This is a genomic window from Parazoarcus communis, from assembly GCF_003111665.1.
In the GTDB taxonomy this organism is placed as follows: Bacteria; Pseudomonadota; Gammaproteobacteria; order Burkholderiales; family Rhodocyclaceae; genus Parazoarcus; species Parazoarcus communis_B.
Window position 1 is genome coordinate 4,303,165 of sequence record NZ_CP022188.1, and the last position, 17,613, is coordinate 4,320,777.

19 protein-coding genes are annotated in these 17,613 nt (G+C 62.3%); 11 read left to right on the plus strand and 8 right to left on the minus strand.

From position 1 onward, the window contains the following. Positions 1-83: 83 nt before the first annotated feature. The gene (locus CEW87_RS19560; RefSeq protein ID WP_108975701.1) at positions 84-350 is read right to left on the minus strand and encodes a hypothetical protein; all 267 of its coding nucleotides are present in this window, start codon (positions 348-350) and stop codon (positions 84-86) included. A gap of 4 nt (positions 351-354) precedes the next feature. After that, entirely contained in the window at positions 355-1,089 is a 735-nt protein-coding gene (locus CEW87_RS19565) for a dinitrogenase iron-molybdenum cofactor biosynthesis protein (protein WP_108975703.1), read from the minus strand. A gap of 270 nt (positions 1,090-1,359) precedes the next feature. Here CEW87_RS19565 and CEW87_RS19570 point away from each other — a divergent pair, with 270 nt between their 5' ends. Both CEW87_RS19570 and CEW87_RS19575 read left to right on the plus strand, forming a co-directional pair. Beyond that, positions 1,360-2,001 (plus strand): YitT family protein, encoded by a 642-nt coding sequence (locus tag CEW87_RS19570; protein ID WP_108975705.1) that lies wholly within the window; start codon positions 1,360-1,362, stop codon positions 1,999-2,001. Positions 2,002-2,003: 2 nt separating this feature from the next. Further along, the gene (locus tag CEW87_RS19575) at positions 2,004-2,243 is read left to right on the plus strand and encodes a hypothetical protein (RefSeq protein ID WP_108975707.1); all 240 of its coding nucleotides are present in this window, start codon (positions 2,004-2,006) and stop codon (positions 2,241-2,243) included. A 29-nt stretch (positions 2,244-2,272) separates the two neighbouring features. Here CEW87_RS19575 and ylqF read toward each other — a convergent pair whose 3' ends face one another. After that, positions 2,273-3,193 carry a ribosome biogenesis GTPase YlqF gene (gene ylqF, locus CEW87_RS19580; RefSeq protein WP_108975709.1) on the minus strand — a complete coding sequence of 307 codons (921 nt, stop codon included), beginning with the start codon at positions 3,191-3,193 and terminating at the stop codon, positions 2,273-2,275. A gap of 316 nt (positions 3,194-3,509) precedes the next feature. Between ylqF and cspE the strand changes: the two genes are divergently transcribed. The 6 genes from cspE (at position 3,510) to CEW87_RS19610 (ending at position 11,134) form a co-directional block, all read left to right on the plus strand. Next, positions 3,510-3,719: a cold-shock protein gene (gene cspE, locus CEW87_RS19585; protein ID WP_108948709.1), complete on the plus strand. Its 210-nt coding sequence runs from the start codon at positions 3,510-3,512 to the stop codon at positions 3,717-3,719. A gap of 142 nt (positions 3,720-3,861) precedes the next feature. After that, positions 3,862-5,910 carry a DEAD/DEAH box helicase gene (locus CEW87_RS19590; protein ID WP_108975711.1) on the plus strand — a complete coding sequence of 683 codons (2,049 nt, stop codon included), beginning with the start codon at positions 3,862-3,864 and terminating at the stop codon, positions 5,908-5,910. Beyond that, complete coding sequence (locus tag CEW87_RS19595) at positions 5,911-6,915, plus strand: serine/threonine protein kinase (RefSeq protein WP_108975713.1); 1,005 nt, start codon at positions 5,911-5,913, stop codon at positions 6,913-6,915. A gap of 99 nt (positions 6,916-7,014) precedes the next feature. After that, the gene (locus tag CEW87_RS19600; protein WP_108975715.1) at positions 7,015-7,914 is read left to right on the plus strand and encodes an alpha/beta fold hydrolase; all 900 of its coding nucleotides are present in this window, start codon (positions 7,015-7,017) and stop codon (positions 7,912-7,914) included. A gap of 294 nt (positions 7,915-8,208) precedes the next feature. Continuing rightward, on the plus strand, positions 8,209-10,191 hold the full coding sequence (locus tag CEW87_RS19605) for an autotransporter outer membrane beta-barrel domain-containing protein (RefSeq protein ID WP_108975717.1): 1,983 nt from the start codon (positions 8,209-8,211) through the stop codon (positions 10,189-10,191). A gap of 139 nt (positions 10,192-10,330) precedes the next feature. Then, positions 10,331-11,134 carry an alpha/beta hydrolase gene (locus tag CEW87_RS19610; protein ID WP_234421772.1) on the plus strand — a complete coding sequence of 268 codons (804 nt, stop codon included), beginning with the start codon at positions 10,331-10,333 and terminating at the stop codon, positions 11,132-11,134. A gap of 87 nt (positions 11,135-11,221) precedes the next feature. Here the strand turns inward: CEW87_RS19610 and CEW87_RS19615 are convergent, their stop codons facing one another. The 3 genes from CEW87_RS19615 to CEW87_RS19625 form a co-directional block, all read right to left on the minus strand. Further along, complete coding sequence (locus CEW87_RS19615) at positions 11,222-11,770, minus strand: YaeQ family protein (protein WP_108975719.1); 549 nt, start codon at positions 11,768-11,770, stop codon at positions 11,222-11,224. Positions 11,771-11,791: 21 nt separating this feature from the next. Next, positions 11,792-12,571: a hypothetical protein gene (locus tag CEW87_RS19620; protein ID WP_108975721.1), complete on the minus strand. Its 780-nt coding sequence runs from the start codon at positions 12,569-12,571 to the stop codon at positions 11,792-11,794. A gap of 177 nt (positions 12,572-12,748) precedes the next feature. After that, a complete protein-coding gene (locus CEW87_RS19625; RefSeq protein WP_108975723.1) occupies positions 12,749-13,249 on the minus strand; it encodes an HAD domain-containing protein in 501 nt (166 codons plus the stop codon). 204 nt (positions 13,250-13,453) lie between these two features. Between CEW87_RS19625 and fabI the strand changes: the two genes are divergently transcribed. From fabI to folE, 3 genes are read left to right on the plus strand one after another with little or no spacing between them, the layout of a single operon-like run. Further along, complete coding sequence (gene fabI / locus CEW87_RS19630; RefSeq protein WP_108951247.1) at positions 13,454-14,233, plus strand: enoyl-ACP reductase FabI; 780 nt, start codon at positions 13,454-13,456, stop codon at positions 14,231-14,233. Between the two features lie 15 nt (positions 14,234-14,248). Beyond that, positions 14,249-14,845 carry a hypothetical protein gene (locus CEW87_RS19635; RefSeq protein WP_108975725.1) on the plus strand — a complete coding sequence of 199 codons (597 nt, stop codon included), beginning with the start codon at positions 14,249-14,251 and terminating at the stop codon, positions 14,843-14,845. A gap of 59 nt (positions 14,846-14,904) precedes the next feature. Continuing rightward, positions 14,905-15,558 (plus strand): GTP cyclohydrolase I FolE, encoded by a 654-nt coding sequence (gene folE / locus CEW87_RS19640; protein ID WP_108975727.1) that lies wholly within the window; start codon positions 14,905-14,907, stop codon positions 15,556-15,558. A gap of 54 nt (positions 15,559-15,612) precedes the next feature. Here folE and CEW87_RS19645 read toward each other — a convergent pair whose 3' ends face one another. Further along, on the minus strand, positions 15,613-15,945 hold the full coding sequence (locus CEW87_RS19645) for a DUF3301 domain-containing protein (protein ID WP_108975729.1): 333 nt from the start codon (positions 15,943-15,945) through the stop codon (positions 15,613-15,615). Between the two features lie 20 nt (positions 15,946-15,965). Then, positions 15,966-17,549, minus strand: coding sequence for an inorganic phosphate transporter (locus CEW87_RS19650; RefSeq protein ID WP_108977393.1), 1,584 nt, complete (start codon positions 17,547-17,549; stop codon positions 15,966-15,968). Positions 17,550-17,613 lie beyond the last annotated feature (64 nt).

Sequence of the window (17,613 nt, forward strand, 5' to 3'; positions counted from 1 at the left end):
CGGCGGCAGAGTGGCCGCAAATTGGCTTCGGGGCGCGGATTCTAACCCGCGCCACCGCCAAACGAGCGCAAATGCAGCCCGACTCAATGCGCCACTGCCAGCGCCTCGACCGCAGCAGTGAGTGCGGGCACGACCTCTGCGCCATCGCTTTCCGCCAGCAGGTCACGTGCATGGGCGAGCAGTGCATCGGCCTTGCCGGCCTCGTTCCCCACCTTCAGCTCGCTTGCAAAACACCCGATACTGCCCGCCACCAGGCGCGTGATGCGGCCGTTCTCGCCGGCAATCCGGCTGCTGGCAATGGCATTTGCGATCAGCTCGGAGACAATGCGCGGGTAGTCCTTGTCGGCCACGATCTCACTCCTCGACCGACGCCGCAGCGTAGTTGCGCAGCCGGCGCTCGGCGCTGACACCCAGGATCTTGGCCAGCCAGGGCGGCGGCGAGCCCTTCATCATGTCCTGAAACTCGGCCATCACCTCCATCGCCGGTCCACCCTCGATACGCTTGATCGGGTAGATATTGCCCTTGATCACCTTCGCAGCCGCCGGACCACCGATGGAGACGACGTAGAGCACATGGCAATCGGAGATGAGCTGCACGCGAAAGCCATTCTTGTCGTCGGCAAAGTCGGCTTCGAGCGCGTCGCGGATGTCCACCAGGCGGATCTCGGTCGCCGACACCTGATAGACCAGATAGCGGATACAGGATCCGAAATGCCCGTTGAGCGCCTCGCCACTGTCGGAGGCGAGCGCCACCCGCACCGACCCCGGCATGTCGCCCTCAGCGAACGCCAGCACCGGCGGCAAGGGGTCGCCCTGGGTGTCGCCCCACAGGATGCGCACGGCGAGCTTCATCGCCTCCAGGCCGATTCCGATGTCTTCACCATCCTCCTCTCCATCCACGCTGGCAAAGGCCGTCTTCAGATCCGTCACGGTCACCGTGCGCAGATTGTCGGTGTCGATCTGCTCGCTGCCAATCCGGTTCTGCAGCACATCGATCAGTTTCGGCAGGGTGATGCCCGGCATCGACCGGGCTGCGAGGGCGACGCGCAGCGCGGCGTCACGGGTGATGGGCATTGCGCTCTCTTGCATGGTGAAGACTCCTCTTGGTCGGGGTTGTGCTCCCTCCAGCAGATTGAGTGCCAGCATCGCCAGCTCCGCTCCGGCACCCTATCCATCTGTTTTTCAATGGGTTTAATAGACGTGAATCAGGCATGCAGACTGTGCGTTTCTCGACAAACACGGGTAGCGCGCCAACAAAGACGACATGGCGAGCGGTGAAAGGCGTGCCGTGGATGCTACGGACTGCGCTGCAGCAAACAGCGCGCTATCATCGGGGCAAGACTCAACCATCGGATCTTCATGTCGAACGCGCCCTCTCAGTCCGCTCCGGAAGCCCCTGCCGAACTGAGCGCCCGCCACAGCCCGCTCGACGACGTGCAAGCCCTGCTCGTGGGCACGCTGTTTCTGGCCCTGTCGATCTCGTTCTTTCGCGACGCGGGCATGCTCACCGGCGGCACGGCCGGTCTGGCCTTTCTGATCCACTACGCCTTCGACCTGCCCTTCGGCGCAGCCTTCTTCGCGATCAACCTGCCCTTCTACATCTTTGCGCTGCGCGCACTCGGGCGCGAGTTCACGCTGAAGACCTTCTGTACCGTGCTGCTGCTCTCGGTGTGCACCGAATGGTTGCCCAGCCTGTTGAGCATTGCCCATGTCGACCCGGTCTTTGCCGCGATCATGGGCGGACTGCTAGCGGGTACCGGCCTGCTGATGCTGATCCGCCACCGCTCCAGCCTGGGGGGCGTGGGCGTCCTGGCGATCTACCTGCAACAGCGCAAAGGCTGGCGCGCGGGCTGGGTGCAGATGGCGGCGGACTGCGTGATCATGGCGCTCGCGCTGCTGGCGATAGACGCCCGGCTGGTCGGGCTTTCGGTGCTCGGCGCGGTGGCGGTGAACTTCGTCATTGCAGTGAATCACCGCCCCGGGCGTTATTTCGGGATCTGAGCGTGGCGGCCGAAATCGCCGAGCTGCGCCGCTGCCCGACCTGCCAGCGCTGGGACGGCACGCGTCAGCTGGCCGCAGACGGCAGCACGGTCGAGCTCGATCCGGCAAACAACCGCGGCAAATGCACCGAAGGCCCCTGGCACGGCTCCTTGCGCGGGCCACGCAACGCCTGTGGCCAGTGGCTGCAATGGATCGAAATCCTGCCCGTCAATACGCCTGACAACTCAGCGACTGACAGCTAAGGGCAGCGAAGTCCCCAGCCCGGCCACCTTTATTCTTCTTCGTCTTCATCCACTGCAAGGTCTGGATTGACCGGCACAGGCCCGTTCGCAAGCGCAGCCGCAAGCATCTGGCTGCGGCTGTCGGGGGTTTCCAGACTGATCCTGCCCAGCGCGCCGCTGCGATAGTCGAGCAACAGGATCTGAGCGGCCTTCTCCAGATCGAGACCGCCCCCCTTTTGCAGGCAGCCGCGACGACGTCCGACCTCCTCGACCAGCCCCGGCCCGTCGAAGTTCGACGGGTCAATGCGATAGCGGGCGGCGAGCAGCGCAGGGTAGCGTTCGAGCAGCACGTCACCCAGAAAGGCCGCGACCTCCTCGTCGATCACCGCATTGCGGCCGATCGCATGGCTCGCCGCGAGCATGAAGCCGTCGGAATCGTAGTCGATCTTGGGCCACATCAGTCCGGGCGTATCGGTGAGCGTCAGGCCGGGGCCGAGATCGAGCGTCTGCTGGCTCTTGGTCACCGCCGGTTCGTCGCCAACCTTGGCCACCTTGCGCTTGATCAGCGCATTCATCAGCGTGGACTTGCCCACGTTGGGAATGCCCATCAGGATCATCCGCAGCGGCTTAATGTTGTCGCTGCGGTGCGGTGCGAGCTGGCGACACAGGCCGGTGATGCGTGCCACGTCAGCCGGCTTCTTGGCCGAAATCGACACGGCCTTCACCCCCGGCTGACGGTTGTAGAAATCCATCCACGCCTGCGTCGCCACCGGGTCGGCGAGATCCGCCTTGTTCAGGAGCTTGAGACAGGGGCGGTTGCGGAAGCGGCGCAACTCTCCGATCATCGGATTGCTGCTGGCTTCGGGCAGGCGGGCATCGGTCACTTCGATGACGACATCAATCGCAGCCAGCGTCTCCGCCGCTTTCCGGCGCGCGGAGTTCATGTGACCGGGGAACCACTGGATGGGCATCTGAAATCCGGACTAACTAAAAAGGGCCTGCATTATCCCACCTTCCGGCCCCAACTGAATCCGGCGCGCACAGCGACTTGCGATACACCTCGTCATCGTCATATCCATCCCCTTGCATGACGAATCAAAAAAAAACCCCACACCCAATAAAAACCATGTATTGTGGCGTCGCAGTCGATTCAAGCAGTTGTCTTTGTGGTGTCGTTTCCGCGTGTTCGTTCCGCGAACTTTACGGTTTGATTCCCTCGATACTTGTTTCTTGATCGTTCCTGCACTCTGGGCGCGAGCCCCTTCTTATGTTTTAAAGGAACGCAAAATGAGCACTCAAACCGGTACCGTCAAGTGGTTCAACGACGCCAAGGGCTTCGGCTTCATCACCCCGGAACAGGGCGGTGACGACCTGTTCGCACACTTCAGCGAAATTCAAGGCAAGGGCTTCAAGAGCCTGGCCGAGAACCAGCGCGTAGAATTCGAAGTCAAGAACGGCCCCAAGGGCCTGCAGGCGGCTAACATCCGCCCGCTCTGATCAGCCCTCGCTGATCACTCAGAACGCGGCCTCAGGGCCGCGTTTTTGTTTTTGTGGTGCCGGACAGCCATACTGGGACATTGTCCCGGCTGCAGATCACCGCGCCCCCTGGCCCCGGCCTCACTACGCATCATCCTCTGCCATGACCGAATCCATCGAATCCTTTGCCCAGCTGGGCCTGCCCGACAATCTGCTTTCGGCACTCGCCGCAGTCGGCTATGAAACCCCATCTCCGATCCAGGCAGCGTGTATTCCGCACCTGCTCGCAGGACGTGACCTGCTGGGCGAAGCCCAGACCGGCACCGGAAAAACGGCCGCATTCGCATTGCCCGCGCTGGCAATGCTCGACATCGCCGACACCCGCCCGCAGGTGCTGGTGCTCACCCCGACACGCGAACTCGCCATCCAGGTTGCCGAGGCCTTTGGGAAGTACGCACACCACCTGAAGAACTTTCATGTACTCCCGATTTACGGCGGGCAAAGCATGGTGGTGCAGCTGCGCCAGTTGTCGCGTGGAGCCCAGGTCATCGTCGGCACCCCGGGCCGGGTAATGGATCACCTTGAGCGCGGCAGCCTGAAGCTCGACGCGCTCAAGATGCTGATCCTCGACGAGGGCGACGAGATGTTGCGCATGGGATTCATCGACGACGTCGAATGGATTCTCGATCACACTCCGGCGACCCGGCAGACGGCATTGTTCTCGGCCACCATGCCCAACGTGATTCGTGACGTGGCGCGTCGCCACCTGCGCGAACCCGAAGAAATCAAGATCCGCGCATCGACCTCCACCGTTGCCAAGATCCGCCAGCGCTACTGGCTGGTGCGTGGCGTGGACAAGCTCGACGCCCTGACCCGCATCCTCGATGCCGAGGAAACCTTCGACGCAGCCATCACCTTCGTGCGCACCAAGATTGCGACCGAAGAACTGGCCGACAAGCTCGCCGCCCGCGGCTACGCAGCTGCAGCGCTGAACGGCGACATGACCCAGGGCCTGCGTGAACGCGTCATCGAGCAACTCAAGAACGGCGCGCTCGACATCGTCGTGGCAACCGACGTCGCCGCCCGCGGCATCGATGTGCCGCGCGTGAGCCACGTCATCAACTACGACATCCCCTACGACACCGAAGCCTATGTGCACCGGATCGGGCGTACCGGCCGTGCGGGCCGCGAAGGCTCGGCGATCCTGTTCGTCGCGCCGCGCGAAACGCGCATGCTCAAGACCATCGAGCGCGCCACCCGCCAGCCCATCGAACCCATCGCCCTGCCCAGCCGCGAGGAAGTCTCCACGCTGCGGGTGAACCAGTTCAAGCAACTGGTTCTGGACACCCTGAGCGGCCACGACCTCGGTTTCTTCATGGACGTGGTGAATAGCCTCACCGAAGAAAACGAACTCCAGGCACACGAGATCGCCGCCGCACTGGCTTATCTTGCCCAGCGCGAACGCCCGCTGCAGGTCGAAGAGTCCGGCCGTGGCTGGGACGTTGCGACCACGGCGACCAGCGCCGGCGGTCGTCCTCCGCGCGAAGAGCACTTCACCACCGGCGCACCGCGTGAGCGCACCGAGCGTCCGAACCGGGACGAGATCCTCGCCCGCCGCCGCTCGTTTGCAGATGGCGCGCTTGCGCGCTACCGCATCGAAGTCGGTCGCAACCAGGGCGCGAGCCCCAAGGAGATCGTCGGCGCAATCGCCAACGAAGGCGGAATCGACGGTCGCTTTATCGGCCAGATCCACCTCTTCAACGATTTCTCCACGGTCGAGTTGCCGGCCAACCTGCCCGACGACCTGCTGGGCGTGCTCAAGCGCACCCGGGTCAAGCAGTGCGCCCTCAACATCCGCCCGCTGACCGACGAGGAGGCGCTTGCCACCCCGGAGCGTCCGCGCGCTCCGCGTGGCGACCACGCACCGCGCCGCGATGACAGCCCGCGCCGCGAGCACACGCCGCGCCGGGACGACAGCGTCGGCGATCGCCGCCCGCCCCGCCCCGCAGGCGGTGAGGGCAAGCCGGCCTGGGGCAACAAGCCTGCCGGTGGCTATGACAAGCCCGCCGGCAGCTATGGCAAGCCCGGCGCGCCGAAACCGTGGAGCGGTGCCCCGCGTCGCGACGATCGCGGCCCTTCGCGTTCAGGTCCCGATCGCTCGGGCTCTGCGCCCTTCTCGGCCGGCAAGCCGAAAAAGCGCAGGGAAGACTGAGTGCCCGGCACCGCAAGCAGCGGGGCGCCGTTTGCGGGCCTGACACCGGACTTCGTCCTCGATGCACTGGAGAGTGTCGGCCTGCGGCCTGACGGCCGCCTGCTGGCACTCAACAGCTACGAGAACCGCGTCTATCAGGTCGGCATCGAAGACGGCCCGATGCTGGTGGTCAAGTTCTATCGTCCCGCGCGCTGGACTGATGCAGCCATCCTCGAGGAGCACAGCTACACCGCGGAACTGGCCGAACGCGAGATCCCGGTGGCGGAGCCGGTCATCATCGATGGCCGCAGCCTGCACCTCCACGACGGCATGCGCTTCACGCTGTTCCCGCGCCTGAGCGGACGCGCACCGGAACTGTCCGATCCGGCCACGCTGGAGTGGCTGGGCCGGTTCATCGGCCGCATCCATGCAGTCGGTGCGCTGCACCCGTTCAAGTCCCGTCCGGCACTCGATATCGCCAGCTTCGGCGAAGAACCCCGTGCCTGGCTCCTCGCACACGATTTCATTCCCGCCGACATCCTTCCGGCGTGGAAGAGCACGACGGATCAGGCACTCGACGGCGTGCGCCGCGCCTTTGACCGTGCAGGCAAGTTCGCCTCACTGCGCCTGCATGGCGACTGCCATATGGGCAACGTACTGTGGCAGCAGGGCGAAGGCGGCGGGCCGCAGTTCGTCGACTTCGACGATGCGCGCATGGGACCGGCGATTCAGGACTTGTGGATGCTGCTCTCGGGTGAGCGCCACGAGCAGGTCGGGCAGCTCGCCGACATCCTCGCCGGCTACGAGGACTTCATGGACTTTTCACCGCGCGAGCTCCACCTGATCGAAGCCTTGCGCACGCTGCGTCTCATCCACTATTCAGCCTGGCTCGCACGACGCTGGAACGACCCCGCCTTCACTGCCGCGTTTCCGTGGTTCAACACACAGCATTACTGGCAGGACCGTGTGCTCGAACTGCGTGAACAGATTGCGCTGATGGACGAGCCGCCGCTCTGGCCGGCCTGAGCCCCGGACAAGCATCCGGTCACGCCGACATTGCAGTGCACAACTGCAGCCACGGGCGCTAAACTCGTGCCACGCGTCTAGCCCTTCCATTCGTTCACCATGCAACTTCAGGCTTGGTATCACTCCTGCTCTGCCGGTTTCACGCTGCGCGGAGAGCACTCCCTGCCTTCGGGCAAACCGGTGCTTCATTTCGTTCACGGAAACGGATACTGCGGCCGGACCTACGAGCCGATGCTGGCGCGCCTCACGCCCCACTTCGATCTCTTCCTGTCGGACATCCAGGGCCACGGAGACAGCGACCACGGCGGCCGCTTTCATGGCTGGAATCGCACGGCCGCACTGTGTCTGGAAGCATGGCACGCGCGCGGCAGCATCTTCGGCGATGTGCCGGTGTTCGCGGTCGGACACAGCTTCGGTGGCGTCATTACCAGCCTCATGCTGGCCAAAGCGCCTGATCAGTTTTCACGTGCCGTGCTGCTCGACCCGGTCCTCTTTCCACCCGCAATGATCGGCCTGATGGCGCTGTCCGACGTTGTCGGGCTGTACTCACGCAACACCCTCGCCCGCCGCACCCGCCAGCGCCGCCACCACTGGCCCGATCGCCAGTCCGCATTCACCTCGCTGCACGAGCGTGGCATGTTCAAGGGCTGGAAAGAAGAAGCCTTGTGGTCTTACGTCAATCATGCGTTGCGCAACACGCCGGAAGGCGGGGTCGAGCTCAAATGCAGACCGGCTCGAGAAGCGGAGATCTTCAGCTCCTACCCGCGCCGGCTGTGGTCGTCACTCGCGCGCATCACCACCCCGACGCATGTGCTGCGCGGGGAAAAAACCTACCCCTTTGCAGCCAAGGGCATCACCCGCTGGCGCGACAGCAATCCGGCAGTCAGCGAACAGGTGATGCCCGGCGGCCACTGCTTCATGCAGGAAGACCCGGCGAGTTGCGCGGAGGCAGTTGTCGACTTCCTGTGCTCGAAAGATGGCTCCTCGCCAACAAACTGACAGCCTAAACAGTCAGAAGCCAATGCCCGTTCGAGCACAGTCACTTCAAAAAGAACGGACATGCATTTTCAGTTCTGCCCTGAGAAACCTTACCTGTCTTAAGCAACTGTGGTGACCCGAACAGACGAGACCATATAGCGGCCCCTTTCGACAATTACCGTAATTTGTGTATGGTTTTTGCGACAATATGAATACTTCGTTACAAACTGACTAAAATATGCAGAATCTGCTCCGCAGAGGACTCTGCGGAATCGTCTTTTTAGTACGCGACGCACATTGAGAAAGGTTATTTCCATGAGAAAAAGCGATGAATTCAAGGCTCCGTTGAGGGCAATCCTCCCGGTAGCCATCGCACTTGCGTTGTCACTGGACGGTAGCTACGCACTTGCGGGGCCGATCACGCTCACCGGTGACTACATCAAGATAGGTACGAACGATGTAGGAACGATCGGATCGGGAGGAAGTGTCTCGCCGGGCATCCTGTACGACAACACCGGCACAGGGACTTTCAATACTGCCTATGACTATTTGACGCCCGGATCACCGTTCGAAGGATTCTCCGTCAAGGCAACATCGGGCGGAACAACCTATTCTGTGCATAGCAATAACGAAAGCAGCTTGCCCGTGGGGCTGACTGGCACGCTGACAAACACATCCTCCGGCACCTACCAGGGCGTCTCCTGGTCTGGCTCCTACACCCCCTCCGGTGGCAGCAAACTGTTCGACATCGTCAATAACGTGGGCTTCAACACGGGCGACAAGAAGGTCACGATCACGACGACCCTCACGGCCACGCAGGCCTTGACCGATCTTTATTTCGCGCGCATGACCGACCCCGACGCGTTCGCAGCACCGGGCGACTCTTCACGTACCAACAACTTCCGGGGCAATGGAAGCGTACCTGCGTCGAATCTGGTGTATGCCGAAGCCTTGGTCAGCAAGTACGTGATCGGTTTGTATTCGGCAGCGGGTTCAGGCGTCAACACCGGGGTTTCAAGTGGTTGGAGCACAGATCCCACTGTGTATTACTCGGGAACCGACGACGGCAACGGTGACTATGTAATCGGCCTTTCTTCCTACACTGCCAGCCTTGATGCGGGTGGAACGGTCACCTATACGTACTACTACATCTTCGGCTCGGATATTGCCGCGGCAGTCGCCGCCTCGGTCGCCAGCTCCAGCCCCACCGTGCTGGGCGCAGCCCGATCGTATAGCAACTCACCGACTTACGGCGCGGCAGCCGTAATCGATTCAACCCCGGACCTTCTGGCGCTGTTCAGCGGCTCGACCACTGAACAGCAGCGTTCCGACGCGGCCACCCAGACCCTGCCACTGCTGACCGGCGGCTCCATGGTCGCGGCCAGCAGCGCACTGTCAGGTATCAACCGGGTCATCCAGGCACGCTTCGAAGCAAATCGAGGCATGTCATCGGGCAACGCTTTCATTGGCGACAGAAACGTCTGGGCAAAGCCTTTCGGTTCATGGGCGGAACAAAGTGACCGTAACGGCGTCGCCGGCTTCAAGGCAGACACGGCCGGTCTCGCCATTGGTGCAGATGGTGCAGTAAATGACAATCTGCGTGTCGGCGCGGCCTTTGCCTACGCCAAGGCGAATGTCGATGGCAGCTCCAGCATTGCCCCCCACGACGCAAACGTCGATGTCTATCAGTTGATTGCCTACGGCAGTTACGCGCTCGACGAGCGCACCGAAGTCAACTTCCAGGCCGACGTCGGACAAAACCAGAACAAGGGCAAGCGGACGATTGCATTCACCAACACCACGGCCTCGTCGAGCTATGACAGCCAGACCGCTCACGTGGGTGTGGGACTTGCTCGCAGCTACCCCTTGAACGCAAAGACGACGGTTACCCCGTCCGTTCGTGCCGATTACACCTGGATCAAGGATGACAGCTACCTGGAAAAGGGTGCGGGCCTGCTCAACCTTGACGTCGACAGCCGCTCGACCGAAGAGCTGATCCTGAGTCTCGACGGCAAGATAAGCCATCAAGTCGACACCCAGACAAGCATGTCTGCAAACCTCGGCGTGGGCTATGACACCCTGTCCAAGCGCACCTCGGTCACCGCAAGCTTTGCGGGTGCCCCCGGGGCCGCCTTTACAACCGAAGGCATTTCCCCCTCGCCATGGCTCGCGCGTGGTGGTGCCGGCCTGACACACGTGACGGCCGGAGGCACGGAAATCACGGTTCGTTATGATGCAGAGTACCGCACCGACTTCCTGAACCAGACAGCATCCCTCAAGGCGAACTGGACTTTCTGAGCACCCCGCTCAAGGTGACACAAACGGCCACAACACACGTTGTGGCCGTTTTCACGATGAATGCAAAAACTTATTCGTGATTTCGCAACTGCACACGCTCACTCGCTCAAGCGGGCTCATACTCGCACTCGCCTTGAGCATGCTCACCGGCTGCAGCAACATTCCGACCGCGTTGGAGCGACGAGAAAAGGCCGCGGCGCTGGCAGCGCCCCATGGCTGGAAGCAGGAAACGCTCCGCGCAGGCAAGTTTGATCTCTCGATTTACCTGCCTGAAAGCATTACAGCCAACTCGGATCTGACCATCTACATCGAAGGCGACGGACTGGCGTGGATAAGCCACCGTCACCCCTCTGCAGACCCGAGCCCGATCGACCCCTTGGCATTACGACTTGCACTGGCGCAACCAGCCGGAAACGCTGCGTATCTCGCTCGGCCATGCCAGTTGCTGCAATCCGGTGACGCGTCCTGCAGCAATCGCTACTGGACCGGAGACCGGTTTGCCCCTGAAGTCATCGATGCAAGCAACATTGCGATCACCCAATTAAAAGCTCGTTTTCGCGCAAAAGAACTGAAACTGGTCGGGTACTCGGGAGGAGCAGCCATCGCGGCACTTGTCGCAGCCCGCCGCCATGACGTGAGTCATTTGGTCAGCGTCGCAGGCAACCTGGACACAAGCGCGTGGACTCGCCTCCATCGGCTGACTCCGTTACACGGGTCGATGAATCCAGGCACCTATGCACACGATTTGCGCTCGATCCCACAATTCCATTTCAGTGGGGCAAAGGACCAGAACATTCCGCCCACACTGACGGAGGGCTTCGCCGACCTGTTCCCCTCGGCCAACCGGCCAAGTGTGCATATCGAGCCAGGTTTCGATCACGAATGCTGCTGGGTAGAGGCCTGGCCGCGCCTTTGGCAAATGATTGCCACGCAGGCCCCCTGAGCATTACCCGATTGGTTCACAGGTCCGCAGAAAACAGCCCCGCTTGCCATTTTCCAGCGTGGCAACAGGCGTGGCTTTCGGCTCTGCTCAGTAACGCGCCGGCCCCATCAGCAGCTCGGGGGCGACCTCGACCGTCTCCTCTCCGTTGGTCACCCAGACGTGACCGTCCTGCAAGGTGAATTGCAGGCGCATGCTGCGATCGGTGAGGCGCGCCAGGGCTGGGGCCACCTCGGGTGCGATGCGGAGCACACTGAGGCTCTGCTGGCGCGTGAGCTTGGCCTTGATGCCCTCCCACCAGACATGGGCGGCCCGACCGTAGTTGATGACCACCACCTTGTCCGAGCGGCCGCAGGCTTTGCGAATCCACTTCTCGTCAGGCTGCCCGACGAAGATCCAGCGCTTGATCTCGCCCGTCAGGTCGCGCTCCCACAGATCGGGCTCGTCATCGACGCAGAGTGCGTTGCCAAAACTCAGCGCCGGGTCGGCATAGAGTGCGAAGGCGAGCAGGCGCACCATCATGCGATCGTCGGTTTCCGACGGGTGCCGGGCGAGCGTCAGCGCATGGTCGCCGTAGTAGCTGCGATCCATGTCTGCAATCTGCAGCTCAGCCTTGTAAATCGTTGCCTTCAGTGCCATCCGAACCGCCTCAGTAAAGACTTAATGAACCGTATCCGACGGACGGTTTGCACGTTGCCAGGCCACCACGGCCTGAGCCGCATGAGCCATGACCACGTCGCGCTGCGGCGCCGGCAACTCGCGCGCAAGCGAGGCGAAGAGCGCCTGCGTGGCCTCCTGGGCCACGCCCTCTGCCGCCAGCCCTTCGGACAGGCAGCGAATCTGGATATGTGCCAGCGCATCGGCCACCAGGCGCCAGCCTGCAACCGGCATGTTCCCGACCAGCGCCAGCAGCAGGCTGCCGAGCTGGCCCGCCAGGCGCAGGGCTTCGTCGCGATTCTCGCTGGCAATCGACGAATGCCACAGCGCGAGGTGAATCCCGCGGCGCAGTTCGACCTTGAAATCGATCGCATTGGCCTCGGCCGCCGTCAGCGCCTCGAACTGCTGCAGAAAGCGGGACTCGGCCTGCGCATCGAGCCCGGTGCGCAGTGCGCCGAGAAGCTCGGAGAGCGCCGGAATTGCGGTGAGACCGAAGGCCTGACTCCAGGCCAGACCCCATTGGTCCGCACCGGCCACCAGCATGGCCAGACGCAGGGCACGCGCATCCTCGCCCTCACCTGCGCGGGCCCAGTTGCGCATGGCCTCGCACAAAGCGGTCACGCCCTCGGCTCGCTCCTGATCCGAGGCTTCGATGCTGAACCGGAAGACGCGCGCAAAGGCATCCTGTGCCGTGCGTGCAGCCTGACGCTGCACCTCGGGCACGGCCAGCTTTTGCAGGGGGTCTGCGGGCAGAACGGTATCGGTGGAGGGCGCTGATGACATGACTCGGTTCCGTAAAGCGGGCGCATATTGTGCCGATCAGGACGCAATCGGGCAACGAAGGCCTTGCATTGCAGACAGAGTCAGGCTGGGCAGTGCAGCGAGGCGATCAGTTTCGCAGCACTGCCCCGATGCGGGGATTGAAAAGCGCCGGCCGCAGTTCTGCAGCCGGACACGCGCTCAGGATGCCCAGCGGAAGCTGGAGCGCGGCTTTTCCAGGGTCGGAACACCGTCGCGCAGCGATGTCAGCATCCGGCTCAGGGCACCTGCATCTTCTTCGGTGAAGCCGCGCTTGAAATCGGTCAGGATGAGGCGCGAGCGGCTGAGCCAGTTGCCCGGCGCATCGTCGATCGCACACCAGGCCGCCGCAGCGACGTCGGGCTCGTGCTGTGCAAGCCAGAGCATGGATTCGCGCTCACGCAGACCATGAAGCTCGGAGCCCAGTTTGGGCAACATATGCGGCGTCACGCCGGCTACCCGTGGACGGATGTCTTCGGAGAAGCGGGCGACCAGCTTCTGCAGCGAAAACAGCATGCGCCAGTCCGACGAAATCACGATGCGCGCTTCCTCGAACTCTCGAATCACGGCTTCGATGAGCGGCAGGCAGCGGAAATCCTCCACCTCGCCCCAAGGGTGGGTCACCCCGTCGAAATCCATGAAAATGTAGGTCGTTCGATTCATTCGTTGTGCTCTTTGGCACTGTCTGCAAAAGGTTTACACGACAGTGGGTTCATTGATGCTGCAATGCAGAATATACTGGAAACCAGTTTTTGTGCACTGCACACAAAAGTTTCTTTTCACGTACCCGATCACAGACGTAATCTTCGTCTGCTCGAATGGATCGGTGCAAGCCAATCCTTCACGCATAGCCACATGGAGCCCATCATGACCCCAATCATCAATCTGCAAGGCAAGGTCGGACTGATCACAGGCATCGCCAACGAGAAGTCCATCTCCACCGGTGTCGCCGAAGCCTGCGCCCAGGCCGGCGCCACCCTGATCATCACCTACCAGAACGAAAAGACGCGGGCCTTCATCGAGCCCGTTCTGCACCGCCTCGGGGTCAAGGACGCCTATCTTCTGGACGTCACCAAGCCCGAAACCATGGACAACGTCTATGCGCAGATCGACGCCAATTACGGCAAGCTCGATTTCGTGCTCCACAGCATGGCCTTCGCCAAGCGCGACGACCTCCACGGTCGTGTGGTCGACACCTCCGCCGACGGCTTCGCGCTCGCAATGGATGTCTCCACCCACTCCTTCGTGCGCCTCGCCAAGATGGTTGAGCCGCTGCTGGTCAAGGCTGGCGGCGGTTCGCTCGTGACCATGACCTACCTTGGCTCCGAGAAAGTCATCCCCAACTATGGCGTGATGGGACTGTGCAAGGCCGCGCTCGAAGCCGCCACCCGTTACATGGCCGCAGAACTGGGCGAAAAGAACATCCGCGTCAATGCGGTCTCCCCCGGCCCGCTGATGACCCGTGCCGCATCGGGCATCGCCGGCTTCGACGGACTGATGGCCGCCGCGGTCGAGCGCGCCCCGATGCACAGCCTGGTGACGCCGGAAGACATCGGCGCCCTCACTGCCTTCCTGGTTTCCGACGCTGGCAGACTGATCAGCGGCGGCGTACACTTTGTGGATGCCGGCTACAACATCATGGGCTGATCGAAGGGGCTGTCCTTGATCGATCTCGCGAAAGCGCGTGCAGAACTGGGGCGCGAGTGCCTGGTCCTCCCGGACCCGGTGCCCGCGCATCCTTTGGTCGACGGCAAACCGGAGATCGGTCGGGGCGAGTATTCGATCGTGATCGACAAGGGCGACGACGAGCGGGTCTACAAGATCGTCAGTTCGCCCGCCGACTATTTTCTCTATACCGCCGAAGACCGCCCCCAGGGCGAGCACTTTCCGATCGTGCATGCCGACCACGGCATCATCGGCCGCGCGCAGTCGGGCTATCCCTTTCATCTGCTTGAGATGGAGCGCCTCTACCCGCTCAATGCAGACTCTCCCGCCGCCGACCTCGCAACGCGCATGATCGAATGTTACTGGTCGGCCTGTCAGCAGTGGAGCCGACTGGGCATGGACATGGGACGCATCGCGCTTTACCACATGACGGTGAGCCCACTGGATGTGGGCGAGAGCCTGCAAAAGGCGCTTAAAGCCCTGTCCGACTTCGTCGAGGAGTATCACGTTCTGCCCGACATCCTCAACGCAAACAATCTGATGATGCGCAAGGACGGCACACTGGTGTTTTCCGACCCGGTGTTCATCGCCTGAAGCACCGCCCCTCCGAAGCACGAGGGGTATCATTCCCGTTCGGGCAACGGAATACAGTCATGAATCAAGACCTAGAACACGACACAGGGCACGACCACGTACCGGCGCCACACCCACGCAGCATCGGTATCCCGCGCACCGGGGCCTTTGATGCGCCTGCGTTCGAGCAGGCGATTACCGATCTGTTGCGCGCCAGTGGCATCACGCCCGACTCGAGCCACACCGGCCGCACCGCACAGCGCGTGCGCGAACTGTGGCAAAAAAGGCTGCTTGGGGGCTACGAACTCGATCCAGCCGAGGCGCTCGGCGACGGCTTCGAAGATGAACGACGGGACATGGTTGTCGTGCGCGGCATTGCCATCCATGGCGTCTGCCCTCACCACCTGGTGCCCTTCCGCGGCTACGCTCACGTTGCCTATGTACCGGGCGGGCGACTTCACGGATTTGGCCGTATCGCGCGACTGGTGGACGCCATCGGCCATCGATTCACGTATCAGGAATGGATGACGCGCGACATTGCCGACGCGCTCATCACGCACGGCCATGCGGCCGGAGCGGCCTGCGTGATCGAGGCCGAGCAACTGTGCCTGCTGCTGGGAGAAGACCGCCGCGGCGACGAACGCGTCATCACCCAGGCCTTTGCCGGCAGCTTCGAGCACTCGCCCCAGTTGCGCAACGAGTTCCTGCGCACGATCGACCGCACGACGCGCTGACAGCAGCCGCAGCAGCTTGCCGGCACCCTGCCCCACGCAGGCCAAAATGAAAAATCAGGGGAACAACTGACGCACCGTGCTGCGGTGCTCGGTGATGTCCAGCATCGTCACCTCGCGCCCGAGCAGCACGACCGATCCCCGGTAACGATCGAAGCCCGACCCGGAATACTCGAAGTCGTAGGCACGCCGTATCGCCATGTGCCCGTCATCGTCACGCGCAAGGCGCAGGGAACGGCCGGCAACGGTTTCATCGAGCAGTTGCACGCCCTCACGCTCGCATGCATTGCGCGCAGCCGCGATACCCGTTTCGCGCGCCTTGAGGCTGTCGAACCAGAACCAGGCCAGCAGGCCCAGCAGCGACAGCGCGGAGAGTTCAGCAATGGACATGGCGGCAGCTTAGCACTGCATCAGCTGATCATCATGCCCCGGATCATGAAGAAAATCATCGCTGCCATCAGCGCCGAAGCCGGCACGGTAATCACCCAGGCCGCAGCAATGCGGATGAGCTGCGAACGCTTCACCAACTGCCGCTTGTATACCTTGCGCAGGCCCTTGCGCTCGACCTTGGAGAAGTTGGCCGGATCCTCGCGACGCTTCGAGCGCAGCTTGAGGTCCCTCAGCATGTCGCCCTTCTCGTCCACCGAGGCCTTGTTGAACAACACCAGGAAGGCATCGATGGCTGCTTGGTCACCCTCTGGGTGATGGGCCTTGATTTCGGCCATCATGCGGTCGTAGTTGCTCTTCAGATACTCGCGCAAAAAGCCGACTCCGAACACCCCACCCACCGCAATATGAGTCGAGCTGACCGGCAGGCCGAGCTGGCTGGCGATGATCACGGTGATGGTCGCCGCCATCGCGATGCAGTAGGCACGCATCTGATCGAGCTCGGTAATTTCCGAGCCCACGGTGCGGATGACCTTGGGTCCGAACAGGGCGAGCCCGAGCGCAATGCCGATAGCCCCGACCCCCATCACCCATACCGGAATGGCTGCGTTGTCATTGATCGCACCACCCGAAGTGATGACATCAACAATGGCGGCCAGAGGTCCGACCGCGTTCGCAACGTCATTGGAACCATGGGCGAAGCTCAGCAATGCTGCAGCGAAAATCAGTGGCATCGTGAACAGCTTGTTCACGCCGCTCTTGGTGTTGGCAATCACGTGGACGTCACGAGTGGCGCGCTGGCGCACGATGCCGAACACCACGACGGCAAAACCGAAACTGTAGATCAACGCCTCGACGAAGCTCAGCTTCCAGATCTTGCCGAAGCCCTTGAGCAGCAGATAGGCGCCGAAGCTCCACGCCATGAATCCGATCAGCAGCGGCACCATCTTGCGTGCAGCAGCCGCCATGTCGGCCTGGTAGGTGATACTGCGTTTGATCAGATAGAGGAAGGCGGCGGCGACCAACCCGCCCAGCACGGGCGAAATCACCCAGCTCGATGCGATGGCTGACATCGAGCCCCAATTGACGATATCGAAGCCCTTGGCTGCCACTCCGGCCCCAAGCACAGCACCGACGATGGAGTGCGTGGTCGACACCGGTGCGCCGACGGCGGTAGCAAAGTTCAACCACAGCGCCCCCGCCAGCAAGGCCGACAGCATGACCCAGACGAAGGTTTCGGCCGAATCCCGCAGCATGTCAGGGTTGATGATGCCGCTGCGAATAGTGCCAACCACCTCGCCTCCGGCAATCAGCGCACCGGCAGCCTCGAAGACTGCGGCAATCACCAGCGCACCGCCAAGGGTCATCGCCTTCGAGCCGACCGCCGGGCCGACGTTGTTGGCGACATCGTTGGCGCCGATATTCATCGCCATGTAGCCACCGATCATCGCTGCGATGATCAGCACCATGCTGCCTTCGCCCTGGCCGCGTATCGCGGTGTAGAGCATGACGCCGACGATAAAGATGAAGGCGACGCCAATTCGGAACAGTTCGCCGCGGCCATGCTGGGTGGCACGCTCTATGTCATTGATATTTTTCAGGTCCACGAGAATGCGTCCGGACATCGGGAATTCGCCATTGTTTCAGAAAAATGACGGAACCCCAACGACA

Bases quoted from the DNA above. Each gene is read 5' to 3' on its own strand.
- CEW87_RS19615 (WP_108975719.1), bottom strand. From the start codon at position 11,770: ATGGCACTGAAGGCAACGATTTACAAGGCTGAGCTGCAGATTGCAGAC.
- CEW87_RS19600 (WP_108975715.1), top strand. From the start codon at position 7,015: ATGCAACTTCAGGCTTGGTATCACTCCTGCTCTGCCGGTTTCACGCTG.
- fabI (WP_108951247.1), top strand. From the start codon at position 13,454: ATGACCCCAATCATCAATCTGCAAGGCAAGGTCGGACTGATCACAGGC.
- CEW87_RS19605 (WP_108975717.1), top strand. From the start codon at position 8,209: ATGAGAAAAAGCGATGAATTCAAGGCTCCGTTGAGGGCAATCCTCCCG.
- CEW87_RS19570 (WP_108975705.1), top strand. From the start codon at position 1,360: ATGTCGAACGCGCCCTCTCAGTCCGCTCCGGAAGCCCCTGCCGAACTG.
- ylqF (WP_108975709.1), bottom strand. From the start codon at position 3,193: ATGCCCATCCAGTGGTTCCCCGGTCACATGAACTCCGCGCGCCGGAAA.
- CEW87_RS19590 (WP_108975711.1), top strand. From the start codon at position 3,862: ATGACCGAATCCATCGAATCCTTTGCCCAGCTGGGCCTGCCCGACAAT.
- CEW87_RS19625 (WP_108975723.1), bottom strand. From the start codon at position 13,249: ATGAATCGAACGACCTACATTTTCATGGATTTCGACGGGGTGACCCAC.
- CEW87_RS19565 (WP_108975703.1), bottom strand. From the start codon at position 1,089: ATGCAAGAGAGCGCAATGCCCATCACCCGTGACGCCGCGCTGCGCGTC.
- CEW87_RS19645 (WP_108975729.1), bottom strand. From the start codon at position 15,945: ATGTCCATTGCTGAACTCTCCGCGCTGTCGCTGCTGGGCCTGCTGGCC.
- cspE (WP_108948709.1), top strand. From the start codon at position 3,510: ATGAGCACTCAAACCGGTACCGTCAAGTGGTTCAACGACGCCAAGGGC.
- folE (WP_108975727.1), top strand. From the start codon at position 14,905: ATGAATCAAGACCTAGAACACGACACAGGGCACGACCACGTACCGGCG.
- CEW87_RS19620 (WP_108975721.1), bottom strand. From the start codon at position 12,571: ATGTCATCAGCGCCCTCCACCGATACCGTTCTGCCCGCAGACCCCCTG.
- CEW87_RS19610 (WP_234421772.1), top strand. From the start codon at position 10,331: ATGCTCACCGGCTGCAGCAACATTCCGACCGCGTTGGAGCGACGAGAA.